The sequence below is a fragment of the Pedobacter sp. PLR genome, assembly GCF_026239675.1.
Taxonomy (GTDB): domain Bacteria; phylum Bacteroidota; class Bacteroidia; order Sphingobacteriales; family Sphingobacteriaceae; genus Pedobacter.
In genome coordinates this window covers 632177-653290 of record NZ_JAPIVQ010000003.1, presented here as the reverse complement: position 1 = coordinate 653290, position 21114 = coordinate 632177, and the positions used below count along the sequence as shown (strand labels likewise).

The 21114-nt window shown below is 37.6% G+C and carries 17 protein-coding genes and 2 tRNA genes; 10 read left to right on the top strand and 9 right to left on the bottom strand.

Translation table 11 applies throughout. The annotated features are described in order from the left end of the window. Positions 1-13: 13 nt before the first annotated feature. Entirely contained in the window at positions 14-1810 is a 1797-nt protein-coding gene (locus OQX61_RS09985) for an erythromycin esterase family protein (protein WP_265841510.1), read from the bottom strand. 177 nt (positions 1811-1987) lie between these two features. Between OQX61_RS09985 and OQX61_RS09980 the strand changes: the two genes are divergently transcribed. Together OQX61_RS09980 and OQX61_RS09975 are read left to right on the top strand one after the other, a co-directional pair. Beyond that, complete coding sequence (locus OQX61_RS09980; protein WP_265841509.1) at positions 1988-3046, top strand: sensor histidine kinase; 1059 nt, start codon at positions 1988-1990, stop codon at positions 3044-3046. After that, a complete protein-coding gene (locus OQX61_RS09975; protein ID WP_265841508.1) occupies positions 3043-3720 on the top strand; it encodes a LytTR family DNA-binding domain-containing protein in 678 nt (225 codons plus the stop codon). The genes OQX61_RS09980 and OQX61_RS09975 overlap by 4 nt, the downstream gene beginning before the upstream one ends. Positions 3721-3825: 105 nt before the next feature. Here OQX61_RS09975 and OQX61_RS09970 read toward each other — a convergent pair whose 3' ends face one another. The 3 genes from OQX61_RS09970 to OQX61_RS09960 are packed head-to-tail and all read right to left on the bottom strand — an operon-like array spanning position 3826 to position 7156. Then, positions 3826-5283 (bottom strand): hypothetical protein, encoded by a 1458-nt coding sequence (locus OQX61_RS09970; RefSeq protein WP_265841507.1) that lies wholly within the window; start codon positions 5281-5283, stop codon positions 3826-3828. 7 nt (positions 5284-5290) lie between these two features. Beyond that, the gene (locus OQX61_RS09965) at positions 5291-6544 is read right to left on the bottom strand and encodes a hypothetical protein (RefSeq protein WP_265841506.1); all 1254 of its coding nucleotides are present in this window, start codon (positions 6542-6544) and stop codon (positions 5291-5293) included. Between the two features lie 27 nt (positions 6545-6571). Continuing rightward, positions 6572-7156, bottom strand: coding sequence for a hypothetical protein (locus OQX61_RS09960; RefSeq protein ID WP_265841505.1), 585 nt, complete (start codon positions 7154-7156; stop codon positions 6572-6574). A gap of 312 nt (positions 7157-7468) precedes the next feature. Here OQX61_RS09960 and OQX61_RS09955 point away from each other — a divergent pair, with 312 nt between their 5' ends. After that, positions 7469-7615, top strand: a complete 147-nt coding sequence (locus OQX61_RS09955; protein WP_265841504.1) for a hypothetical protein — start codon at positions 7469-7471, stop codon at positions 7613-7615. Here OQX61_RS09955 and OQX61_RS09950 read toward each other — a convergent pair. Together OQX61_RS09950 and OQX61_RS09945 are read right to left on the bottom strand one after the other, a co-directional pair. Next, positions 7601-10264, bottom strand: coding sequence for a hypothetical protein (locus tag OQX61_RS09950; protein ID WP_265841503.1), 2664 nt, complete (start codon positions 10262-10264; stop codon positions 7601-7603). The genes OQX61_RS09955 and OQX61_RS09950 overlap by 15 nt on opposite strands. A gap of 3 nt (positions 10265-10267) precedes the next feature. Further along, positions 10268-11077 carry a GLPGLI family protein gene (locus tag OQX61_RS09945; protein ID WP_265841502.1) on the bottom strand — a complete coding sequence of 270 codons (810 nt, stop codon included), beginning with the start codon at positions 11075-11077 and terminating at the stop codon, positions 10268-10270. 370 nt (positions 11078-11447) lie between these two features. Between OQX61_RS09945 and OQX61_RS09940 the strand changes: the two genes are divergently transcribed. Then, the gene (locus OQX61_RS09940) at positions 11448-12170 is read left to right on the top strand and encodes a LytTR family DNA-binding domain-containing protein (protein ID WP_265841501.1); all 723 of its coding nucleotides are present in this window, start codon (positions 11448-11450) and stop codon (positions 12168-12170) included. Positions 12171-12825: 655 nt separating this feature from the next. Here the strand turns inward: OQX61_RS09940 and OQX61_RS09935 are convergent. Beyond that, positions 12826-12902: transfer RNA gene (locus OQX61_RS09935), tRNA-His, on the bottom strand. Positions 12903-13100: 198 nt separating this feature from the next. Between OQX61_RS09935 and OQX61_RS09930 the strand changes: the two genes are divergently transcribed. The 3 genes from OQX61_RS09930 (at position 13101) to fbp (ending at position 15421) form a co-directional block, all read left to right on the top strand. Further along, complete coding sequence (locus OQX61_RS09930; protein ID WP_265841500.1) at positions 13101-13754, top strand: methyltransferase; 654 nt, start codon at positions 13101-13103, stop codon at positions 13752-13754. Positions 13755-13851: 97 nt separating this feature from the next. Continuing rightward, the gene (locus tag OQX61_RS09925) at positions 13852-14343 is read left to right on the top strand and encodes a metallophosphoesterase family protein (RefSeq protein WP_265841499.1); all 492 of its coding nucleotides are present in this window, start codon (positions 13852-13854) and stop codon (positions 14341-14343) included. A gap of 22 nt (positions 14344-14365) precedes the next feature. Continuing rightward, complete coding sequence (gene fbp, locus OQX61_RS09920; RefSeq protein WP_265841498.1) at positions 14366-15421, top strand: class 1 fructose-bisphosphatase; 1056 nt, start codon at positions 14366-14368, stop codon at positions 15419-15421. 24 nt (positions 15422-15445) lie between these two features. Here fbp and rnhA read toward each other — a convergent pair whose 3' ends face one another. Beyond that, complete coding sequence (rnhA, locus tag OQX61_RS09915) at positions 15446-15919, bottom strand: ribonuclease HI (protein ID WP_265841497.1); 474 nt, start codon at positions 15917-15919, stop codon at positions 15446-15448. Positions 15920-16095: 176 nt separating this feature from the next. Here rnhA and OQX61_RS09910 point away from each other — a divergent pair. Then, a tRNA-His gene (locus tag OQX61_RS09910) sits at positions 16096-16172 on the top strand. Between the two features lie 103 nt (positions 16173-16275). On the opposite strand, the gene OQX61_RS09905 is transcribed toward OQX61_RS09910, so the two are convergent. Then, complete coding sequence (locus tag OQX61_RS09905) at positions 16276-17244, bottom strand: metallophosphoesterase (protein ID WP_265841496.1); 969 nt, start codon at positions 17242-17244, stop codon at positions 16276-16278. Between the two features lie 332 nt (positions 17245-17576). On the opposite strand from OQX61_RS09905, the gene OQX61_RS09900 reads away from it, so the two are divergent. Together OQX61_RS09900 and OQX61_RS09895 are read left to right on the top strand one after the other, a co-directional pair. Continuing rightward, on the top strand, positions 17577-19931 hold the full coding sequence (locus OQX61_RS09900) for a TonB-dependent receptor (RefSeq protein ID WP_265841495.1): 2355 nt from the start codon (positions 17577-17579) through the stop codon (positions 19929-19931). Next, the gene (locus OQX61_RS09895; RefSeq protein ID WP_265841494.1) at positions 19931-21097 is read left to right on the top strand and encodes a PepSY-associated TM helix domain-containing protein; all 1167 of its coding nucleotides are present in this window, start codon (positions 19931-19933) and stop codon (positions 21095-21097) included. The genes OQX61_RS09900 and OQX61_RS09895 overlap by 1 nt, the downstream gene beginning before the upstream one ends. Positions 21098-21114 lie beyond the last annotated feature (17 nt).

Genomic DNA, 21114 nt, shown 5'->3' with positions numbered 1-21114 from the left:
TTCAAAACCTGACTTATTTCAAAAGAGACTTGCTGGCAGAGGTTTGACGAAGGAACACAAGCCCATCGAAGGCCTTTTTTAGGGTTCCAAAATATTTGTAATCATCTTCATTTTCAAAAACATACCCCATATCAAGCTGCCTCATTGACGTATCCAGCCAGGAAGAACCGGAGCTTTGCTTAACATTTAGCAGATTCAGGAAATAATTATCAGGTTTAACTTTGGCTAGAATATATTCATAAGTACCTCTATAGGCTGGTTCAATGGAATAGGACAGCCATTTTTTCTGCGCATAATTCTCTGCTGCCATATAGGTCCCCCCTGCGCTGGTGATGGATATCGGAAAATAGTCTATAGAAAATCTTTCCTTCAAAAAAGCACCCATTATTTTTTGCCCATCAAGGGTTCCATTGGCAATATGGGCGTTATGTGCCCAAAGTAAAACCTTATCCTCAGGATGAGACTCAAGAAAAATACTCATATTATCCGCCATATATTCATCTCGGTTTCCACGAAAGAACCTGGTTTCCAGCCACTGGCGACAAACCCTGGCATAGCTTCTTAGCTGAAAGGTATGTCCCTGATTACCTGTCTTTTTCCCTTCCTCCAGGATAAGGGAATCCAGGGAGCTGATGTGTTGCTTTAACCTATTTCCAGCTTCAAGTGTTGTTGGATCCTCCATGCCGTTCCTGCTTAGCTTTAGTAAATCTTCCAGGGATTTATCAAGGATGGCTGTCTGCGCAAGGATTTCTCCACTATGCAACCTGCCATAATCTCTCAACATTTTACGTGAATTTTTCAGTCCAAAATCTTCGCTATCTATGCCTATAAAACGAACCTTAACCTGGTTTGATAAGTTATAGTTGTGTATCCAGGTGAAAAGCCCCAATAGCTCTTCAGTTTTCCAAAGCTTGTAAAATGGCATACTTAAAAGGCTATCCTTTAGAGCTGCTAAAGGTAAATTGAGCAGGCGATTCATTTGATCGCAGGTTGATATTGCCTCTTCCAATGCAATGGTCGTAAATCCTTTTTCTTTAATCAGATATTCCATCAGGCGTATCTTAAATCTCCCTGCCTCACTTGTCCCGTGTGTTGGCTCACCAAGTCCCACTATCCTTGCTTTTTTTATGGCAGTCCCGATAGGCAATAAATCTTTGAATGATGAGCTGGCATCAAAGGACCTGAGCTCAGAGAGGTTTGCCGCTAACCATTTTAAGCTTTTTGCATCGGGTTCCTCGTACAGGCTTTTTGGATCGATAATTTCTACCCCATCCACCACCAGGCTTAAATCATCAAGCCAAACTATACCGTTAGACTTAGTTTCAATGCCATAATAGAATCCAACCCAGGTCTCCTCTGCCGAAGGATTATAAGTCAGGCTCAATTTCCGCCAGCCATTATTAATTAACCCCTGATCATACGCATATACGGTTTTTGCCCCATTCACACCTTGTATAAAAAGTGAAACCGTTGAATCAATCACTTCATTAGTTTTTATCCATCCAGTAACCTGAATGCTCCTGACGATTGTTGAAGAGGTTGCCCCGTATCTACTTCCGGCAACACCTACCTTTTTCTTATCCGCTCCGCTCTTCGATCCATCTAACTGAAGTGACTGCGTACCCGCACGGAATACATGCTTACTGATGCCTATTGCAAACTTCCCGTTTCCATCATCAGAAACCCAATTTCTGGGCATCCCCTTGTTATCGGACAATTCAAAGCCACCATTAATAGTTTCCTGGGCATTTGTAGCAATGTGACAAAACACGATCAGCAGAGAAAGGAGTAAAGAATAAAGGTTTTTCATTTTTTCTAATTTTAGTTTCTGTACAAATGAACCTGAAAATCCTGCGTTACACCTCTTTTATTCGGCCACCTGAATCTTTCGCCAGACCAAAGTCAATGTCCTTCCATTTGTCGTGAAAAAAGTAGCTTTCGTCGGGGAAGCATGGATTAATTCAAATTTTTAAACGATTTTAGTTCCGTGCAAAAAAAGAACGTTTTCAATTTCCCGCTGATCTTCGAAGCCATGATCTGGCTTTTTTACGTCGGTTTCTATAAGTATTCCTATTTAATGGAGCATGCCAATCTTCCTCCGGTAAAGAATGGGTATTTCCCCTACCCGGAAATAGGTCTCTATGCTATTGTCTCCACCTTATATCTGATTCCCTATTACCGCTGGGCGGTTCCAAAATTACTTTACCTCAGACGGTACATTGTTCTTTTCCTGCTGACTTTAGTGACTTTCCTGTTTATCACCACTTACAATAACATTGCGGTCTCCCGAATATTTCTGCAGTTTACAGAAAACACCCCTGTTGGCGCTTTTTTCAGAAGGGAGTCTGCGGGATTCTTCATGGACTGGAACATGATCATGACTGATTTCATTGCATTTCTGAGCATTGCCTTTTCGCGTTTCTCCTATCAGAATGAACGCGAACGATATCAAATCGAAAAGGATCACCTGGAGTTACAGCTTACGATGCTCAAGAACCAGCTCCAACCCCACTTTCTTTTTAACACCCTCAACAGTCTTTACGGAATGAGCCTCATAGGTTCAAAAGAAACCCCAAGATTTATCCTGTTGCTTTCCAACATGATGCAGTATATCCTATATGATTGCGACAAGCCAATGGTTTCCACCAGGGGAGAGCTGGAATTCATGAAAGGATATTTTGAACTGGAACAAAAAAAGTACCCTGATGCTTCGGTTAACCTACTGATTCACGAATTTACACAGGATATAGAAATACCTCCCATGCTACTATTACCACTCATTGAAAACAGCTTCAAACATGGAAAGCATAAGGTAGAAAATAACAGCTCGGTACATGCTGAGTTTATGATCAGGGATCACAAGCTCGAATTCATGATAAAAAATGATAAACTTTCCAGCATGCCCTTTCCTACAAAAAAACTTCCTGGTGGGATTGGACTGGTCAACATCAAAAAAAGACTGGAGCTTTATTATCCCGGTAGGTATGAACTGCTATTGACAGAAAATGAACTATCTTATTCCTCGAAACTAACTATTGCTTTATGATATCCTGCATTATCCTTGACGATGAACCTTTTGCACACCAGGTATTGGAGCATTACATTTCACAGGTCCCTGATCTGGTCCTTACGGCAAAGTTCAGAAATGCAGTAGAAGCCTTTGAATTTCTGGGAAAAACCACCGTCAATTTGCTATTTCTAGATATTGAAATGCCTCTGGTTAATGGTCTGAGTTTCCTTGCGGCCCTTCAACAACCACCAGCAACCATTTTTACGACAGCCTATAAGCAATACGCCTATGAAGGCTTTGAACTCCATGCAGTAGACTATCTACTCAAACCATTTTCTTTTGAACGCTTTCAAAAAGCAATTGATAAAACAGGATTATTACATCATAAGGTCATCCATCAAACCATAGCCATTAAAGATGATTATGGCATAATCAACCTCAGACAGGATGAAATCCTATATATTGAAGGGATGAAGGATTACATCAGGATTACCACAGCGGCACAGGTATATACGATATACCACACCTTAAAGGCCATGCTTGACAAGCTTGATCAGGCCCTGTTCCTGCAAGCCCACCGATCTTATATTGTGAACAGATCACATATTCGTCGTGTATCACAAGAAATGCTCGTGCTCTCCAATCAGACATTTATTCCAATCGGTAAATCTTTTAAAAAGGAACTTTTATTGATATTAAAACACGAATAACACAAAGTCCTCATTTCTGCTAAAGATCGGAACTGGGTATTTTAAGAGCGGTTTTATACTCCGTAAGCCAACAAAAAGATAGCTTACGGAGTATAAGGAGATTTTTTATTTAGAAAATGTTACTGTTTTAACGGCTTGACTATTTGCCGAAAGCACGGTTACTTTCCCATTGCTGGAAACGGTATATTGTGGTAACAAGACATAGGTACTAATCTTGATATCCAATTCTTTTGAAAATTGAACCGGTGCTTCCATTAGTCCATCGTTAGTAATCAAAACCGCTACCGGAACTTTTAAATGGCCAAATTCGCGATACTTATCTTCAAAATATTTATCGTACTTATCATTGTAGATGAGTGCAAGTTTATTATTAATCACCCCAGTACCAACCATGAGTTCCTGATCGAAGTTTTGTGAATTCATTTTACGGCTGATCGGAATCTCAAATTTTTTGCTGCCATCATTACTGAATGCGGTTACACTAATATCCCCATGTGTATAGTTGTAATTAGGGTTCGAAAGCTGGCTCGGACTAATCGCTCCAGTTGTTTTTTCTTCTTCTTTTTTATACTGTTCTCCGATCAGGTAAAAGGTATCACCATTATGAATAATGTTTCTGGCAATAACATTTTGAACCGGAGTTTCTGCTTTAAAAGTTTTAACTTCATTAGGTATCGCAGAGTTGAATAACCAGGTACCGTTATTCGCAATTTCACCTGCCGAAAAACTGGCTTTCTTCTGTGTGTACCCGGCAATGATAAGGTCGCCTTGTGGATTTAAAGCAGACGTATAACTTAGGTTCTTTAAAGTTGGATCAGCGATCATTACCGGAATGATCATTGGCGTACCACCAACAGAGAATTTATAAACTACAGGATAAACATATGACTTGTCGTAGTCATAGCTCGTCATGTAAAAATCACCTTTATCTGAAGCTAGAAAACCTTCAAAAGAAAGCTCTTTTGTATAGCCTGCAAAACTGAATTGACCCTTGCCGGTTTCTTTCAGGTTTTCATCCAGAATATAGTAATTCACTACATCTTCGGCACCTTTTACATGTGGCCTTAAACCAATAACTGCGATATGCTTTTTATCAGGAGTAACGCAGGTATACCATCTTCCACCATTTGAAAGCTTCAGGAAATCCATGCTTGCGACAGGAGTCGCTTCAGCAGCAATATTACCATTTACATCCACTACTTTGGCGACTAATTGATTTTTTAAATCTGCTTTACTTTTGTTCTGTAAAAAGATCAATGATCTGTTGCCAAAAATCATCAGATCAACAACATCAACAGTGTTATTAGAAACACCCATATTTACACTAATCTCCTGACTGGTTATGATATTTCCAGTTTTATCCGCTGTGATGAGGGTGTTTATTTTTTGATAACTTACTTCTTTGCCGATGATGAAATAATCATTATCAGCAGTACTATAAGAAGTAAAAGTAGGTTGTTTTTTGGCAACAAACTGAGGGCTGTTTTTTCCAATGGCAACTTTAACTTGTCCAAAAGCACTTGTGCTAACGAATAAGGTAACCAGGTATAAATAATATTTCATGGGATTATTAATTTATTGATTGTCTTTTTTTAAGCTCGGCGAATAAAATGTCGTAATCTAATTTTAACCTTCTTTCATTGTTGGTCATACTCAGCGAATTCAATTTCCCTAAAGTATTTTGTCCGCCCAGGGCATCGCCAACTGCGAACTGGCATTCCAACAAATTAAAATAGATGGCCATGGTGATTTCTTTGTTGATCCTGGCTTTTTTATTACTCAGGTCTGATTCAGTTAAGGCTTTATTCCAGATTTCGTTAGCATTTTTAAGCTTTACTACCGCTGAAGGGCCATCCTGTTGCAACATCAATAAACCTGAAGAAGCCTCATTAAATGCCATTGTCAGATCAGGATACTCACTATCTCCATTTTTAATGTAGTTTAAGGTTGCATCGCGTTTTACACTGGAATAACCATATTTATCATTGAGCAGGTTATTAATGAACGCCAGGTTGACCTGTAGTACACGCTCTTCGTTCTGTTTGATCAATAATTCATTGTTCGACATCAACTGGCGATCCGAATTACCTGACTTGTATATTTTGTAACTATTTAGTTCCGGAGGCGTTACACTTAAGACTTCTTTCCCCGATGGATCATATACCTTTACTGCCATAGGGTGACGATAAGAAAATTCGGTATGATAAACTATCGATTTATAGGTTGATGTTTTGCCACTCCCGCTACTCACATTGGTCATTTCCTCACCAATAGACCTTGGTTGGGTATGATCGAAACCATAAAACAACACCACAATTTTTAATGCATTTGATGGATCAGGCTGGTAGCCTTCCAGTTTCACATAAGTGCTTAAAATGGTATTATAATCATAAACTGATTGCAGTTTTGGTTGTTCAACACTTTCAAGATAGGGTTTGGTAATGATTTCTTTTTGAGGCTTGCCTGAGGCCAGCAAAGACTGTTCGACGATTTTTTTCCCTACTGTTTTTTTATTGTATTCTGCCATAGCCTTGCCATAGCTTTCATTTGCAGTTTTCACCAGATTTGCATAAACAGCAAGTTCTCTGTTGTATTTATCTATAGCTTCTTTTTTCTGTTCTTTATAATCAGCTAAAAGCTGCTTGTTTTTTGCTTCATAAGCAGCTTCCGCAACAACCTGATAGTTCTTTACACCTGCAATTGTAGCTGAAGGTAACCGGTTATAACTGTAACTAATCTTTTCTTCTTTAAGTTTTTGACCAAAGCTGTTGTTCATATTCAGACACAGCAATAACATACAAAAACCGAGATATTTATTTTTCATGAGTTTGGGCGTTAATTTAATAGGTGGTTAAGGGTTTTTAGTCAGTGCCTGGGCATTGTATTCATTAATAATATCAATAACATTCATCATACCATAACCTTTTTCTTTGCGCTCTACCTTGCCGGCAAGCGTTGTATTATCACCAATAAGCTTATTCATATTTTTCTTAAAACCTAAAGTTAAATCTGCACCAATAACTGGTGCTTCGTTACCTTTTGCCCAAAACATTTGTTGTTCCGGGCCATAATAGGCATAGGTGGTGATAGCTCCTGATTGTGCCACAAAAGCAAAGTTTCTACCTGGTTTACCAAATCTAAGCGTACCATCATAATTAACACTTCTATACTCGGTATTTTCGATAGTATAACTTATTAATTCATTTGGCTTGTAAATATGCTCGCCTCTTCCGTCTTTTTCTTTATAAAACAAACACTGTTTTTGATTTTTTTCATTGTAGTTATTATAAACATATCCATTGATTACAGTTCCGTCGAGTGTAACTACAGTACCCGGATAAAGTTTTAGATTAGGTAATGGATTGATATAATTTTGTGCTTTTGATTGTGATCCAAGCCCAATTACAACGAACAGAAGAAACAATATTTTTTTCATGATTAAATAATTTACACGTAAATCTACTCAAAAACTTCTAATTACAAAGCAGCAAGAACCAAACTATTGAATAAGTAACAATATGTTATTGTTTAGCTCAAAAAGAAATCAGCAAAAAGCCACTGGAGACTGATAATCTGCCTGTTCTGAGGATTAAAAATATATTTCGGTAATTTTTATACTTTGCCATGCCTGGAGACAATGCAAAATCTTTGGGATTGATCCAATCTTAGGAAATCCCCAGCAATCCGGACGAGGGCTGGAAACAAAAAAGCAGTCTTTTCAGACTGCTTTCAAAACCAGGGGTCGCTTATGGTCCAGATTAATTCTATGTTTATTGCTGATTTGAAGCGGTTGGCTGATTTAAAAAGAAAAATGGATGAATTTGATGAGCTTGGAAAAGGGCTAAAAAAAAAAACTGGAAGTAGTATCAGTTTTTTTGGTTTAAAATCTAAATGAAACATTTAGTAATAAGGTAAGTGGTCTTAGCCAAAAATCATTGGATGAAACCTGTAAACCATCAATATCAGTGATGATAAATCTTCGTTCGTTAAAAATATTCATGGCTTTAAACCCGATATCTGTTTTTGTTTTCTTTATGGTATAATTCAATTTAGCATCAAAAAGAATCAACTTATTAGAATTCCCATTATTGCTTTGATACAAATGATTAGCCTCAGCCTGCAAATAGAAATTTTCATTTACATTATAGGTAGATTGTAGTACGGTACTAATAACTTTGTTTACACCCGTAATGTTGTTTTTTAAAGAAATATTCTTCGTAAGAGAAGTTAGATAGCTTACACTCAATTCCGTATTAAAGTACCAAACAGGCTTGGAATTGATCGAAGTTGAAAAATTATTAGAAATGCTTTTTAATTTAGTAATCACATTATTTTGAACTTGATTATAATCTAGAACTGAAGCACTATAACCTGCCTTTATAGTTGCTTTGATTGGAAAAATATACTTACTAAAGTTTGATAAAACTAACAATCGATTACTCAAATTATCAAAATACTCCTGCTTGGTTAGTAACATACCCGAATTAAAAATAGTATTGGAAATAATAGGAGAATAGCTTTTTGAATAAATAATCGCGGTATTGAAAAATATTATTTTTATAGGATTTCTATACGCAAAACTTAAAGTTATTGAGTTGAAAGTGCCAAACTGAACTTCTTGATTATTTTGGGACAAAAGCCTATAACTGTGCAATATACCGCCAAATAAAAGATCCTGTGGAGTAGGAATATTAGTTTGCCTTCTGGCAGCAACTAATAATTTCGAATATCTTCCCAATTCTAAATTAGCTTTAACTTCAGGATGAAAAGAAAATCTGTCTATGGAAATAGATTTAGTCAAAATCTCATCATCATAATTTATATCACGTAAGACCACCGGCAACGTAATTGATAAGTTCATTTTGTTGGTTTTATAATCTACAGAGGGGCCTATCTTTAAACGCTGTTGAAACCAGTTTAAATCATTTAGAAACTTATCACCAAGTAACGTAGTGCTGTTATCTGTTTGTGTAAGGTTAATACCAGTTTGATAATTAATATTCTCCAAAAAATATTCCGCCTTTATAGCGGTTGTGAATTTCTTAATTTGCCTTGATAAGGAGAACATAGTGTTACTGGTAATTGAATGCTGCTTTGCATATTGATCCGCTTGCCTAAAATTTATATTATTGTTTAGCAACCAAGGGTAAATACCATAACCAATGCTTAAGTTCTCAGGATTAGTCGAGTATTTTATGTTTGAGGAAACTTCAAATAGATATTGTTTTTTACTTGCCTGCTTTAATAAAAAGTCATTTTGAATTGTGCTATTATTCCTGCCCAGGCTTTGTCTAAAATTCGTCAGTTCATTTTCTATGTTCGAAGCTCCATTATCTAAATGTGACTCAAAACTTAATCGGTTTTGAAGATAGAATTTACTTGAATTATTTAAGTATGTTAAACCAAAAAAGAGTGCTTTACTTTTTAAGTAACTGATCTGATTTTCATATTGTTTGATTGTATCATTTTGCAAATAAAAAGTGTTAGTGCTTTTTGTATCAGTACTAATTTTATTTGGTAACCAATGTAAGTTAAAACGAATATTTTTGGTTTTACTAATTGGAAGTAAAAAGTTTAAAGCAGCTAGATGGCTTATGTTATTAGTATAATATTTAAATGGTAATACCGGGTTTGGCAAACTTGTAAACCCAAGTAAATTCGTGACATTCTTATCTATTGCTTGTAACCATGGCGCATTAGTGTTTTGGCTTTGTACGTCAGTATTTAAATCCACACCAATATTATTAAAAGCGTAGGTATTGATAAATTTAATTTTACGCTTAAAGGCGAGGGCGTTTACCCTTCCTTCCCCTGAATATAGAGGTAAGCCTGCAGAAATATTTCCTGACCCAAAAACTTTAAGCCTGGCGCTTTCCTTTAACTTTATATTTAAGGCTCCATCATCACTAAATACTTTATTTTCCAACATTTTAACAGGCTGATGGTTCTCCAGAACTTGCACGGCCTCAACTGCATCTAAAGGAATGCTATTTGAGGCCAAGGCGTATTTTTCGCCCAGGAGGTCGTCTCCATCAATATAGAATTTATTTATTGGTCGCCCGTTATAGCTAATTGTTCCTGATGAATTTACGGTAATTCCAGGCAGGTTCTTTATCACGTCACCTATGGTTCTATCCTGGGTTTTACTAAATTTTTTAACGTTATAATTAAGGGTATCTCCATTTTTAGTCAACATATTTTGAGCTTTCACTTTAACCTCAGTTAAATTAACCTCCCCCTCAGTTAATTTGAAATTATATACAAATACCTTATCTGAAATTACATTTTCTTCATTATTAAAGCCAACATAGGATGCTCTAATAAAAACATTACTCATACTTGGTAAAGTAATTATGTAATTTCCCTTCTCATCGGTAATAAAATAGGCAATTATTCCCTTTGTCGTGCTATTGTTAACGGATACGGTAACATCTTTTAAGTTTTTTCCTAAAGCATCCTTTACGTTTCCATTTATTTTAAATTGTGCCTTGAGATTAAATGAACAAAATAAAAGAACAAAAAATACTTTAAAAAATATGTTCATGCACTAGTTGTCTTTTAACTCCACAGGGTTAGATGGTTTCTTAGGCTTGAAATTTCCATTTGCACCACTAGTTGAGAGTTGTAGCCCTGATCCTGCATCTGCTGCAGTTGAATTGATGAATCCCATGGGGTCACTTTTAGCAACTGTTTCCATCTGTAAGTAATCCTTTTTAGTTGTTTTAATGGCTCCTGGTGGTTCCAGGTTTATTTCGCTTATTTTTCCGTGATTTTTCTCTATGCCCGCAAATAAAAACATCACTTGTTTTTTTGTATCGTAGGCTTCTAATACCAGGCCAGGCAAACCCAATAATTTCCAAGGCGCACCCGTTAATGGCAATTCGGTTGTAAACCAGGCATAATAAACCCGCCCCTTATAATTGCCTTCAGCTTTGGTACATTTTATATCTCCAATCTCTTTAACTTCCGAAGTAATTTTCCAAATAATATTCGGGTAAGCATCCTCGTAGTAATACTTTTTAATCAAACTTTCTTTAATTATTATTTTTTTGGTGACCTTATCTGTTAATATTTGGGTAGCTGTTGTTTTCTTTCCTCCAGTATTTATAACAAAGCCTCCGCCTGATTCTATTTGTTTTAATCTAAGGGAATCCTTTTTTTCCTGATCGGCACTGAAGTATTCATTAAGTGATTTACCAACGTAAAGCTTCATATTTTCTTCTCGATAACTATTTTGTTGAGTGGTATCACTCATGTGCTTAAAAGTATAAAACACTTTACCAACAACATTATCCTTTTGCTGGGCAAATGTGTTTACTTTTATTAATACTAACACGATAGTGATAAATGTTTTCATAGTCTGTTTAAATTTTACTTAACTTTTAAAATGGGCAATGACCTTAGCGTAACTTGTTTTAACAGCATTAGTTTTTGCAAAAGTTGTTACAGCAAAAAGTGCAACAAAAGCTACTGACAATGTGATTCTTTTCATTTTTTTTTAGTTTGAGATTTAAACATTTAATTAATTAATTCAAACCTCATTTTAAAAAATGAATATAATATTTTTCGCACCAACAACCATCCAAACAACATGAACGACAAACGAGGCAACATGAACGGCAGTTCGGGTATATAAAAAATCATTGTTAAAATAAAAACAAACGATTACCTTAGTTTTAACCTAATAGTAAAAAATAAAAACTAACCTCTTAAACAATCTATTAAATATGTACACCTGCATCGCCATTGATGATGAATTTTCTGCTTTAGAATTGCTTAGGGATTACATAGCAGAAGAGCCTGACATTAAACTTTTAAAATCTTACACCAATCCGCTTGTTGCACTTTCAGATATAACTAAGCGATTGAAGCCTGTTGACATTATTTTCTTAGATATCCAAATGCCAGAAATGAATGGGTTAGAATTAGCAAAACTAATTAAACATCAAACAAAGAAACTTGTTTTTACAACAGCACATGCTAATTATGCCATAAACTCTTATGAATTGAATGCCGATGACTTTTTATTAAAACCAATTTCGTTCTTAAAATTTAGTCAAACCGTTAAAAAATTATTTGTAAATCCGGAGAAGTTAGTTCAAAAAGATATTAGTGAATATATCCTGGTTAGAAGCGCAGCACAACGTAATCAATTTATTAAAATAAAGGTGGCAGATATTATTGCGGTTGAGGCGCAAGAAAGATCGACCAGAATTACTGCAGAAAAAGAGACCATTTTTTCCAATTCAGGTTTATCAGAAATATTAGCTTTACTAGAAACAACAAGAGGCTTTTCACAAATTCACCGATCATTTGTTATTGCAGAAAATAGAATAAAAATTTTAGAGCGTTCGCATGTAGTTTTAAACAATAATTTAAAAATTCCAATAGGTAGAATGTTTTCAGATTTTTATAATAAGATGACTAAGAAAAACTATAGTCCTTTATAGTCCGTGTTTTTTGCCCGCTTTGGATTTTTCCCATAAACTATGTTTGCTGCAAGCACTTCATGAGCCTTTAATTACCGAATCGCAGTTTTACACTGTTCAGGAGGTCATAGAAAATAGGAAACCTAAATTGGGCTCCCTATAGCCACACCAAAGGAATTACCGCTTAGAGGCTTTCTTAGGTGCCCAACAAGAATGCTTACAGGTAGTCCATCAAAAGGAAAAAAGGGACACGTAGTCTATTATCATTGCACTTCTAAATGTAGTATTCGTTACAATGCAAAAAAAGCCAATGATGCTTTTATTGAAGAACTCCAGAATAATCAAGGATCAATGTAATGAGAAAATAACCAGGCAGGAAGCAAGATTAAGTGATCTCAACGTAGAAAACCATAACTATTTTAGATATAAAACCGATAGCCGAAGAGGCAATGAACAGCTTATGATTATTGGACGAATTTTATGAAAAAGCTGACGTAGAGGGTAAAAGATACCTGATAGGGATGTTGTACCCAGAAAAACTAACCTTTGATGGAAGCATGTATCGAACACCCTCAATGAATTTAGCGACCGAACTCATCCAGGGAAAAACAAAGATTTCCTCCGCAAAAAAACTTTGGGCAAAAAAAAAGCAGTCTTTTCAGACTGCTTTTAAAACTGGGGTGGAATATGGGGCTCGAACCCACGACCCTCGGTACCACAAACCGATGCTCTAACCAACTGAGCTAAAACCACCATGTTTTTTTCAAGGCCACAAAAGTAGTATTTAAATTTGATTTTACAATATTTGAGTGAAATAAATCTATTTTTTTATCTTTGCCGCGTTCCCAATCCCCCTGCTAAGCTTTACACTTAGTTTTATATCAATCATTTACCATCATGAGCAGCATTTTTAAATTTAAAGAATTTGAGGTTAATCAAACTGGCTGCGCCATGAAAATCAATACCGACGGCGTCTTGCTGGCTGCGATTGTAACTCAGGATAACCCGGAATATAGCTTAGATATTGGCACAGGAACAGGAGTTATAGCGATGATGCTGGCCCAACGCTTCCCAAAAACAGTGGTTGACGCCGTAGAAATTGATGAATCCGCAGCGAATACTGCCATTGATAATTTTGCAGGTTCAAAATTTGCTGCACGAACAGCGGCACACCTCAGCCCCATCGCCAGCTACCAGACTGCACGTAAATACGACCTCGTAGTATCCAACCCTCCTTTCTTTGTGAATGATTTGAAAAACCCGGAGATCAGAAAGGGTATCGCCAGACATGCTGATGAGGAGTTTTTCGACTCTTTGCTCCAAAAGGTGAGCGAAATCCTGAGCCCCGCAGGTTCTTTCTGGCTGATCTTACCCGTTAAACAAGCGGAATTAATGGCAGAAAGCGCCAGGCAATACGGACTATCATTACAAAGGCGCATTGAGGTTTGCTCCGACCAAAGTAAACCGGTGATTCGCCACATCATTTGTTTATCGAAAAACAACCACTCCTCCCCTGCTTCGGAAAGCTTTTATATCTATGAATCTAAAGGCGTTCATACCACTGCCTATAAGGAATTGCTAAAAGATTTTTTTCTGGCCTTCTAGGGCTTTCTTTTCCCTCTTTCAAAGATTTCTTTCCCCCTTTTTTTATTGATCTCCAGATCAATATACATAGCTTTGTATAGACAATAAAAGCTATACTTTGAAAAAAATAGGACTTCTTTCTGATACACACGGTTTTCTTGACGATGCCGTTTTCAAACACTTCGATGAATGCGATGAAATCTGGCATGCCGGCGACTTTGGTCCGGATGTAGCCGAACGACTTGCGGCTTTTAAACCACTGAAAGGGGTTTATGGGAACATTGATGATAAAGATATCCGCGCACAGTTCCCGGAACACCTGAGATTCAACTGTGAAAAGGTAGATGTATGGATGACTCACATTGGTGGATACCCGGGTAAATACGCCCCAAATATAAAGCGTGAAATATACACTAAGCCCCCAATGTTATTTATCACCGGACACTCTCATATCTTAAAAGTGATGTTCGATCCAAAAATCAAATGTCTTCACATAAACCCCGGTGCGGCAGGTAATTCAGGCTGGCACAAGGTGAAAACATTAATTAGGTTTTGTATTTCGGAAGAAAAAATCCATACCTTAGAGGCCATAGAAATAGGAAATAGATAACGTATAAAATACACTAAGCAATATGTCAGGCATCAAAACACTAGGCCAGTTTATCATTGAAAAACAAGCTGATTTTTCATACGCAAAAGGAGAGCTCTCCAGATTGCTCAGAGATATAGGAATTGCAGCAAAAATCGTAAACAGAGAGGTCAACAAGGCTGGTTTAGTCGATATTCTTGGGGATGCAGGAACCATCAATATCCAGGGCGAAGGCCAGAAGAAACTAGATGTTTTTGCCAATATCCAATTTATCAGTGCGCTCACCAGTGGTGGCGAATGCTGCATTGTAGCCACAGAAGAAGAGGATGAAATTGTCCGTATAGATTCACCCGTTTCGAAAAATGCCAAGTACATTGTATGTATTGACCCCCTGGATGGCTCTTCAAATATTGATTGTAATGTAGCTGTTGGTACGATTTTTTCAATTTACCGCCGACAATCTGTTGAAGGAGAAGCAACTCTGGCAGACGTATTACAAAAAGGCACACAACAGGTGGCAGCAGGATACGTAATTTACGGTTCTTCTACCATGATGGTCTACACTACAGGAAAAGGCGTAAACGGTTTTACACTAGATCCTTCTATAGGCGAGTTTTGCTTATCACACCCTAACATGACCATTCCTGATGGCGGAAACATCTATTCTTTAAATGAAGGAAATTACGTTCACTTCCCTGAAGGCGTAAAGAAATACCTGAAATATGTGCAGGTTCACGATGAAGAAACCAACAGGCCTTATACTTCCAGATATATCGGTTCTATGGTTGGTGACATCCACAGAAACCTGATTAAAGGCGGTATCTACATCTACCCTACGACCGCAAAATCACCAAATGGAAAATTAAGGTTATTATATGAATGCAATCCGATGGCTTTCATTGTAGAGCAAGCGGGTGGCGTTGCCTCTGATGGTTTCAACAGAATCCTGGAGATAGAGCCTACTGAATTACATCAACGCAGCTCTATTTTTATCGGCTCAAAAGAAATGGTAAATATGGCGGAAGGAATGATGGCTGAATTTTCTGCGGAAAAGAATGTAAATACCGTAACCACACAAAACTTAAAACAAGTAGGCTAAAAAGAACGCTACAGCAACACCGGCTTATAGTAAGGTTGCTTTATTCCGCTCTTTTTCAAACTCAACATCTATCGCCAGTGCAGCTTTATTCTTACCCGCTGCCACGGCCAATTCATCACAACGCTCATTCTCAGGATGGGCGTTGTGACCTTTGATCCATACGAATTTCACATCATGCAGTTTATAGACATCCAGGAAACGAATCCATAGGTCCTTATTCTTTTTGCCTTTAAAACCGATCTTCACCCAACCGAACACCCATTTCTTTTCTACAGAATCTACCACATATTTAGAATCGGAAACGACAGTTACCTGTTGCCCCGGACTTTTGATCGCCTTTAGACCTTCAATCACTGCCAGCAATTCCATCCGGTTGTTGGTCGTCATGCGAAAGCCACCACTCAATTCTTTATAATGCTTTCCTGAACGCAAAATGACCCCATAACCACCTGGCCCCGGGTTTCCACTTGCTGCGCCGTCTGTAAAAATCTCAATCATATGCGGACAAATCTATGTTTTTAAGCTTTAATTGCAATTCATGAAGGATAATAAATATTATTATGAAAATTAAATATGCTGAAATTGAATCGGTTAAAAGAAAAGACGAGGTTAAACCTCAAAAATATTTGCATTAAATAATATTAATCGTACTTTTGTGACGTTGAAAAAACATGGTGGTTTTAGCTCAGTTGGTTAGAGCATCGGTTTGTGGTACCGAGGGTCGTGGGTTCGAGCCCCATATTCCACCCCAGTTTTGAAAGCAGTCTGAAAAGACTGCTTTTTTTTTGTCTGAGATTTTTTTCATTCAACACGCAGCTACCAAAAAACGAATTTCCGATCAGTGTCGTTTTCTTTTAACCCAACTTCCTATCTGAAATATATGGCACAATCGGATAGATATAATCATCCATCTTAACCCCCAGCTTTTCCGGTGACGATCCTACAAAAACCGTTTTCTTACCTTTAATCGTAATCTTACCCTTCCCTTCAATTTCAATCATTGCCCATATCGGATCTTTATAAGGAACCGTGTATTTAATATTCGGATGTGATTTATCCACCTCTTCCGAATACCTGCTTTCCTTATAATCATCGCCTAGCCATTGATACGAAGCACTGTTGATCTGCACATAATGGATCTGGTTGATAAAATTGTAATAATCCTGATGGTGGTGACCACTGATCACCATAACTACCTTCTGCTGACCTGCCTTTTTATTTGCCTGCTCCAGCGTGTATCTCAGTAGAGTCCCATTTTCTAATCCACCTGAATCATTGTCCAATCCCTGATGACAAAAAACAACCGTTGGTAAGGCGGTATCATTCAGATCCTTTTTCAACCAGTCCAATTGTACCGGAGAAATATAACGTGCATAACCTTTTGGCCGATACTCACTCACATTATTTTCGTTTCCATCCAGTACCACAAAATGAAACCCATTAACATCAAATGAATAATATTTCCCTTTTGCACTCCAAAAATCAACCACTTGTTCTCGTGTATATCCTCCATCAGTATCGTGATTCCCGATGACATGATACTTCGGTCCTTTAAAATTATTCCAAACATCCATTAGTGGAAGGTTTCCTTTTTTTGGAAAGCAAAAATCACCGCCTTGAATGATAAAATCAGGCCTTTCTTCATTCATCTCTTTGATAAAAGCAGACAATCTATCTATGCCATCATGCATAATATCATGGTGCAAATCTGTGATCATTCCAAATCTGACCTTTTTGGGGATTGGATTTAGTTCAGGGAACTTCGCAAAAAGTAAAGTACCTCCTGCTAATCCGGATTTTGTGAGAAATTCTTTTCTATCCATATCTATTTTTTTAACTGAAATAATGTCATTATCGCGGCATGGTCTGAGGGAAACATCACCCTATGGTAATCAATAACGGCTGATGCCTTTCATTAACCTAATGTAGCAAGACTAAACATTAGTTTAGCATTACTGTATATAATTTTACCGCTACAAATGTTTTTTTCTACCATATAAAAGCATCCGACCAGAGAAAACGATACTATAGTATGTATTAAGCCTTAAAAGCGCATTCACCTGTTGCTCATTGGGATGACCAAAATGAATACTTTTATCGCCTTCTATCTGTAATTAGTCTAAATAACTGTATATTCGCCAAAAATCAGAAACAAATGAAGGTCAGAATTTCACCACTTTTATCTATAATGCTTCTCCTCCTATTCCCTTTACTTACCAATGCTCAGAATCACCAGAGTGTAGTGATTGGAAAAATAACAGATACCCTCCATCAAAAGATCAGCTTTGCTACGGTACAGCTCAAAAAACTCAATAAAAAAACAACTTCAGATAAAAACGGTGAATTTCAATTGAAAGGCATTCCTTCAGGAACGTATCAGCTTCGCATCTCTATGACGGGATTTGAAACTAATGAAACGCTGTTCACTGTGAATGAAAATGATACTTTAAAGATGGATTTCATATTAAAAGAGAAACATTCAGATTTAAAAGAAGTGATCGTTTCTGCCAGCAGAAAAGCAGAATCACTGGCGCAAACACCTTCATCGGTCACCGTGCTGACTGCAAAAGAAATCAACGCCCTATCTATTATCAGTCCGAATTTAGCGAATATACTAGCCTATAGTGTTCCCGGATTAGGCGCTGCCACCAATCAAACCGGAAATTCAGGTCAGACACTACGTGGAAGAACTGTATTGGTCTTAATTGACGGCATCCCACAATCTACACCGCTTAGAGCAGGTGGACGTGATATCCGTAGTGTAGACCCTTCGGTAATCGAAAGAGTTGAAGTCATTAAAGGCGCAACCGCTATCTATGGAAATGGCGCAGAGGGTGGTTTAATTAATTATATCACTAAAAGAGCACCAGCAGATAAAGTTTTCGGCGGTTATACTCAAATGGGCTTAACCGGAAATACCAAAGGAGACAGTACACTTGGCTACCGCGTGGTACAACAATTATATGGAAAAAGCGGAAAAATTGATTACATCGCAAGTGGTTCCTACGAAAAAACCGGCGTCTTCAAAGATGCTAAAGGCGAGGTGATTTCTCCGGATTACGGCTTAGGTGAAACAAAAACCTACAATGCCTATGCTAAAGTTGGCTACGACTTCTCCTCAAAACAAAGACTGGAATTAATGTACAATTATTTCAGTTCCAGACAACATTCTGATTATGTCTTAAAAAGCGGAATCTATGGACAAGAGCCTGCAATTGGAGTTAAAGGTGAAAGAACAGGTGCAGAAGAGGGTACACGCTACAATCACAATGCAAATCTTCAATATACCCAACAACAACTATTTGGTCAGACAGATTTCCAGGCCAATGTGTATTTACAGGATTTTTACACCATCTATTCCAATGTAGCTTCTTTTTATGAAGGTGGCCAATCTGCCATTAAATCTACAAAAATGGGTGCAAGAGTGAATTTAAATACGCCGTTTTCTATTTCTAAAAATGTATACGCACAGCTTAATTACGGTGTGGATTTGATGAATGACAAGACTTCACAAGACCTGGTTGACGGTAGAGTTTGGGTACCAAAAATGAACATGGTGAACTTCGCGCCTTACTTACAGGCGACCACTAATCTATTTAACGACTTAACCATTAAAGGTGGACTAAGGGTAGAGAATATCAACATTGACGTAGATGATTTTAACACCATTGCCACCGGAGCAAATAATGCCGGAAGTATTGCCGTTAAAGGAGGAAACCTAAACTATAATGCACTCGTGTTTAATCTGGGTGCAAGATATTCAGCCCATAAGCTCTTCAATCCTTTCATCAGTTACGCACAATCTTTTTCTGTGTTTGAGTTAGGTAGAGTATTGCGTTCTGCTAAAAGCAACACCTTATCTCAACTGCAAACCAAACCGATTATTGTAAATAATTATGAGGCTGGTTTTAGCAGCAGAATAGGCGATTTAAATTTTAGCGCCGCCTATTATATCAGTACTTCTAAACTTGGTGCAAATCTATTAGAGGTTGACGGCGTTTATATTTCACAACGAATCCCGGAAAGAGTTTCTGGCTTTGAAATCCAGGCAGATTACCCTTTGATGGATAAATTATTAATAGGTGGTAATTATGCTTATGTAGAAGGAAAAGGCGATATCGATGATGATGGCAAGTTTGATGGCGAAAACGATGTTTACCTGAACACTACCCGTATCCCACCTTCAAAAGCAACCGTTTACCTGAGGTATACTGGTGTTAAAAATCTAATGGTAGACCTGAACTGGATGAATATTGGAAGTAGAGATCGCTTTAAAACCAATCCCACCACCAATAGATATTCTATCGGAGAAGGCCCTGTAAAAGCTTACAGCCTGATTAACCTCGCTACTGCGTATCAGGCCTCAAAATCTTTAAAACTTAGCCTGGGCCTTGAAAACTTATTGAACAAAACCTATTATCCAAGTATTTCTCAATTCTACGGAAACAATACCGTTTATGCCAGAGGAAACGGTCGTAGGTTTAATCTTGCAGCAACTTATACGTACTAATGAAAATCACTAAGAAATTTATGCAGGTAATGAGGTTCAGCCATTTATGGCTGGGCCTTTTAACAGGTATTATTGTAGTGATCATTAGCCTGACAGGTTGTATCTATGTTTTCGAAAAAGAGATTCGGGAATACCTGGATAAGGATTACGCTTTTGTTCCAGCCCGGCAAGAACCACAGGCCAGTTTAGGCCTGTTATTGAAAGGATTTGAGAAGATGGCTCCGGATCAAAAGATCACCAGTATCACGATTCGTCATACCGAACCGAATGCCACAGTAGCTATTAACACCAAAGAACACCTGGTTTATTATCTGAATCCTTACAATGGCCAGCTGGTAAAAAAGTCTGAACTGGATTTTTTACATACCGTGGAGGAAATCCATACTTCTCTCCTCCTGGGAGATCAGGGCAAATTTATCATCCGCTGGTCGGTAGTTATTTTTGTACTGATGCTGATTACCGGTTTAGTTTTATGGTTTCCCGCACAGATGAGGTTACTGAAACAGGCATTCACCATTAAATGGAAGGGTTCCATCAAGCGTATTAATTATGATCTACATAATGTATTGGGCTTTTATGCCTCAGGTATTTTGTTGGTCATCTCTTTATCAGGCCTGTATTTTGGCTTTAAGGAGGTTAAAACTGCCGTTAGTTTTTTTAGCGGATCAAAATTAACTGAAGGCAAGAAAGCAGCACCAACCATACAGGCCGATACGGCAAGCTCAATTCCGGAACGATATGAGCACATGTATCAGAAAGCAATGGTTCAATTTCCCGGCGCCAGTCTCACGACTTTATCAATTCGTAAAGATGGAAGCATCAGACTCCGTTTAAACTACCCTACAGAATGGGCCCGAAAACGAAATACTTTCTTTTATAACTCAGAGAACGGGCAGCTCATCCGCTCTAAACTTTATAAAGATTTTAATCCCGCTGACACTATAGAAGCAAGTATTTACGACGTGCATACCGGACAGTTTTTTGGCTTGTTCGGTAAAATTGTAGCCACAATAGCCAGCTTAATTTCTGCCAGCCTGCCGATTACCGGTTTTATCATTTGGCTGAAAAAAGGAAAAAAAAAGAAAAAGTCTCCTAAAAGACGCCTGGTATTATCCAAATTACAAGGCAGGATTAATGATACTTTACCTAAAAGGGAGGTCTGTTAAACAGCCTCCCTTTTATT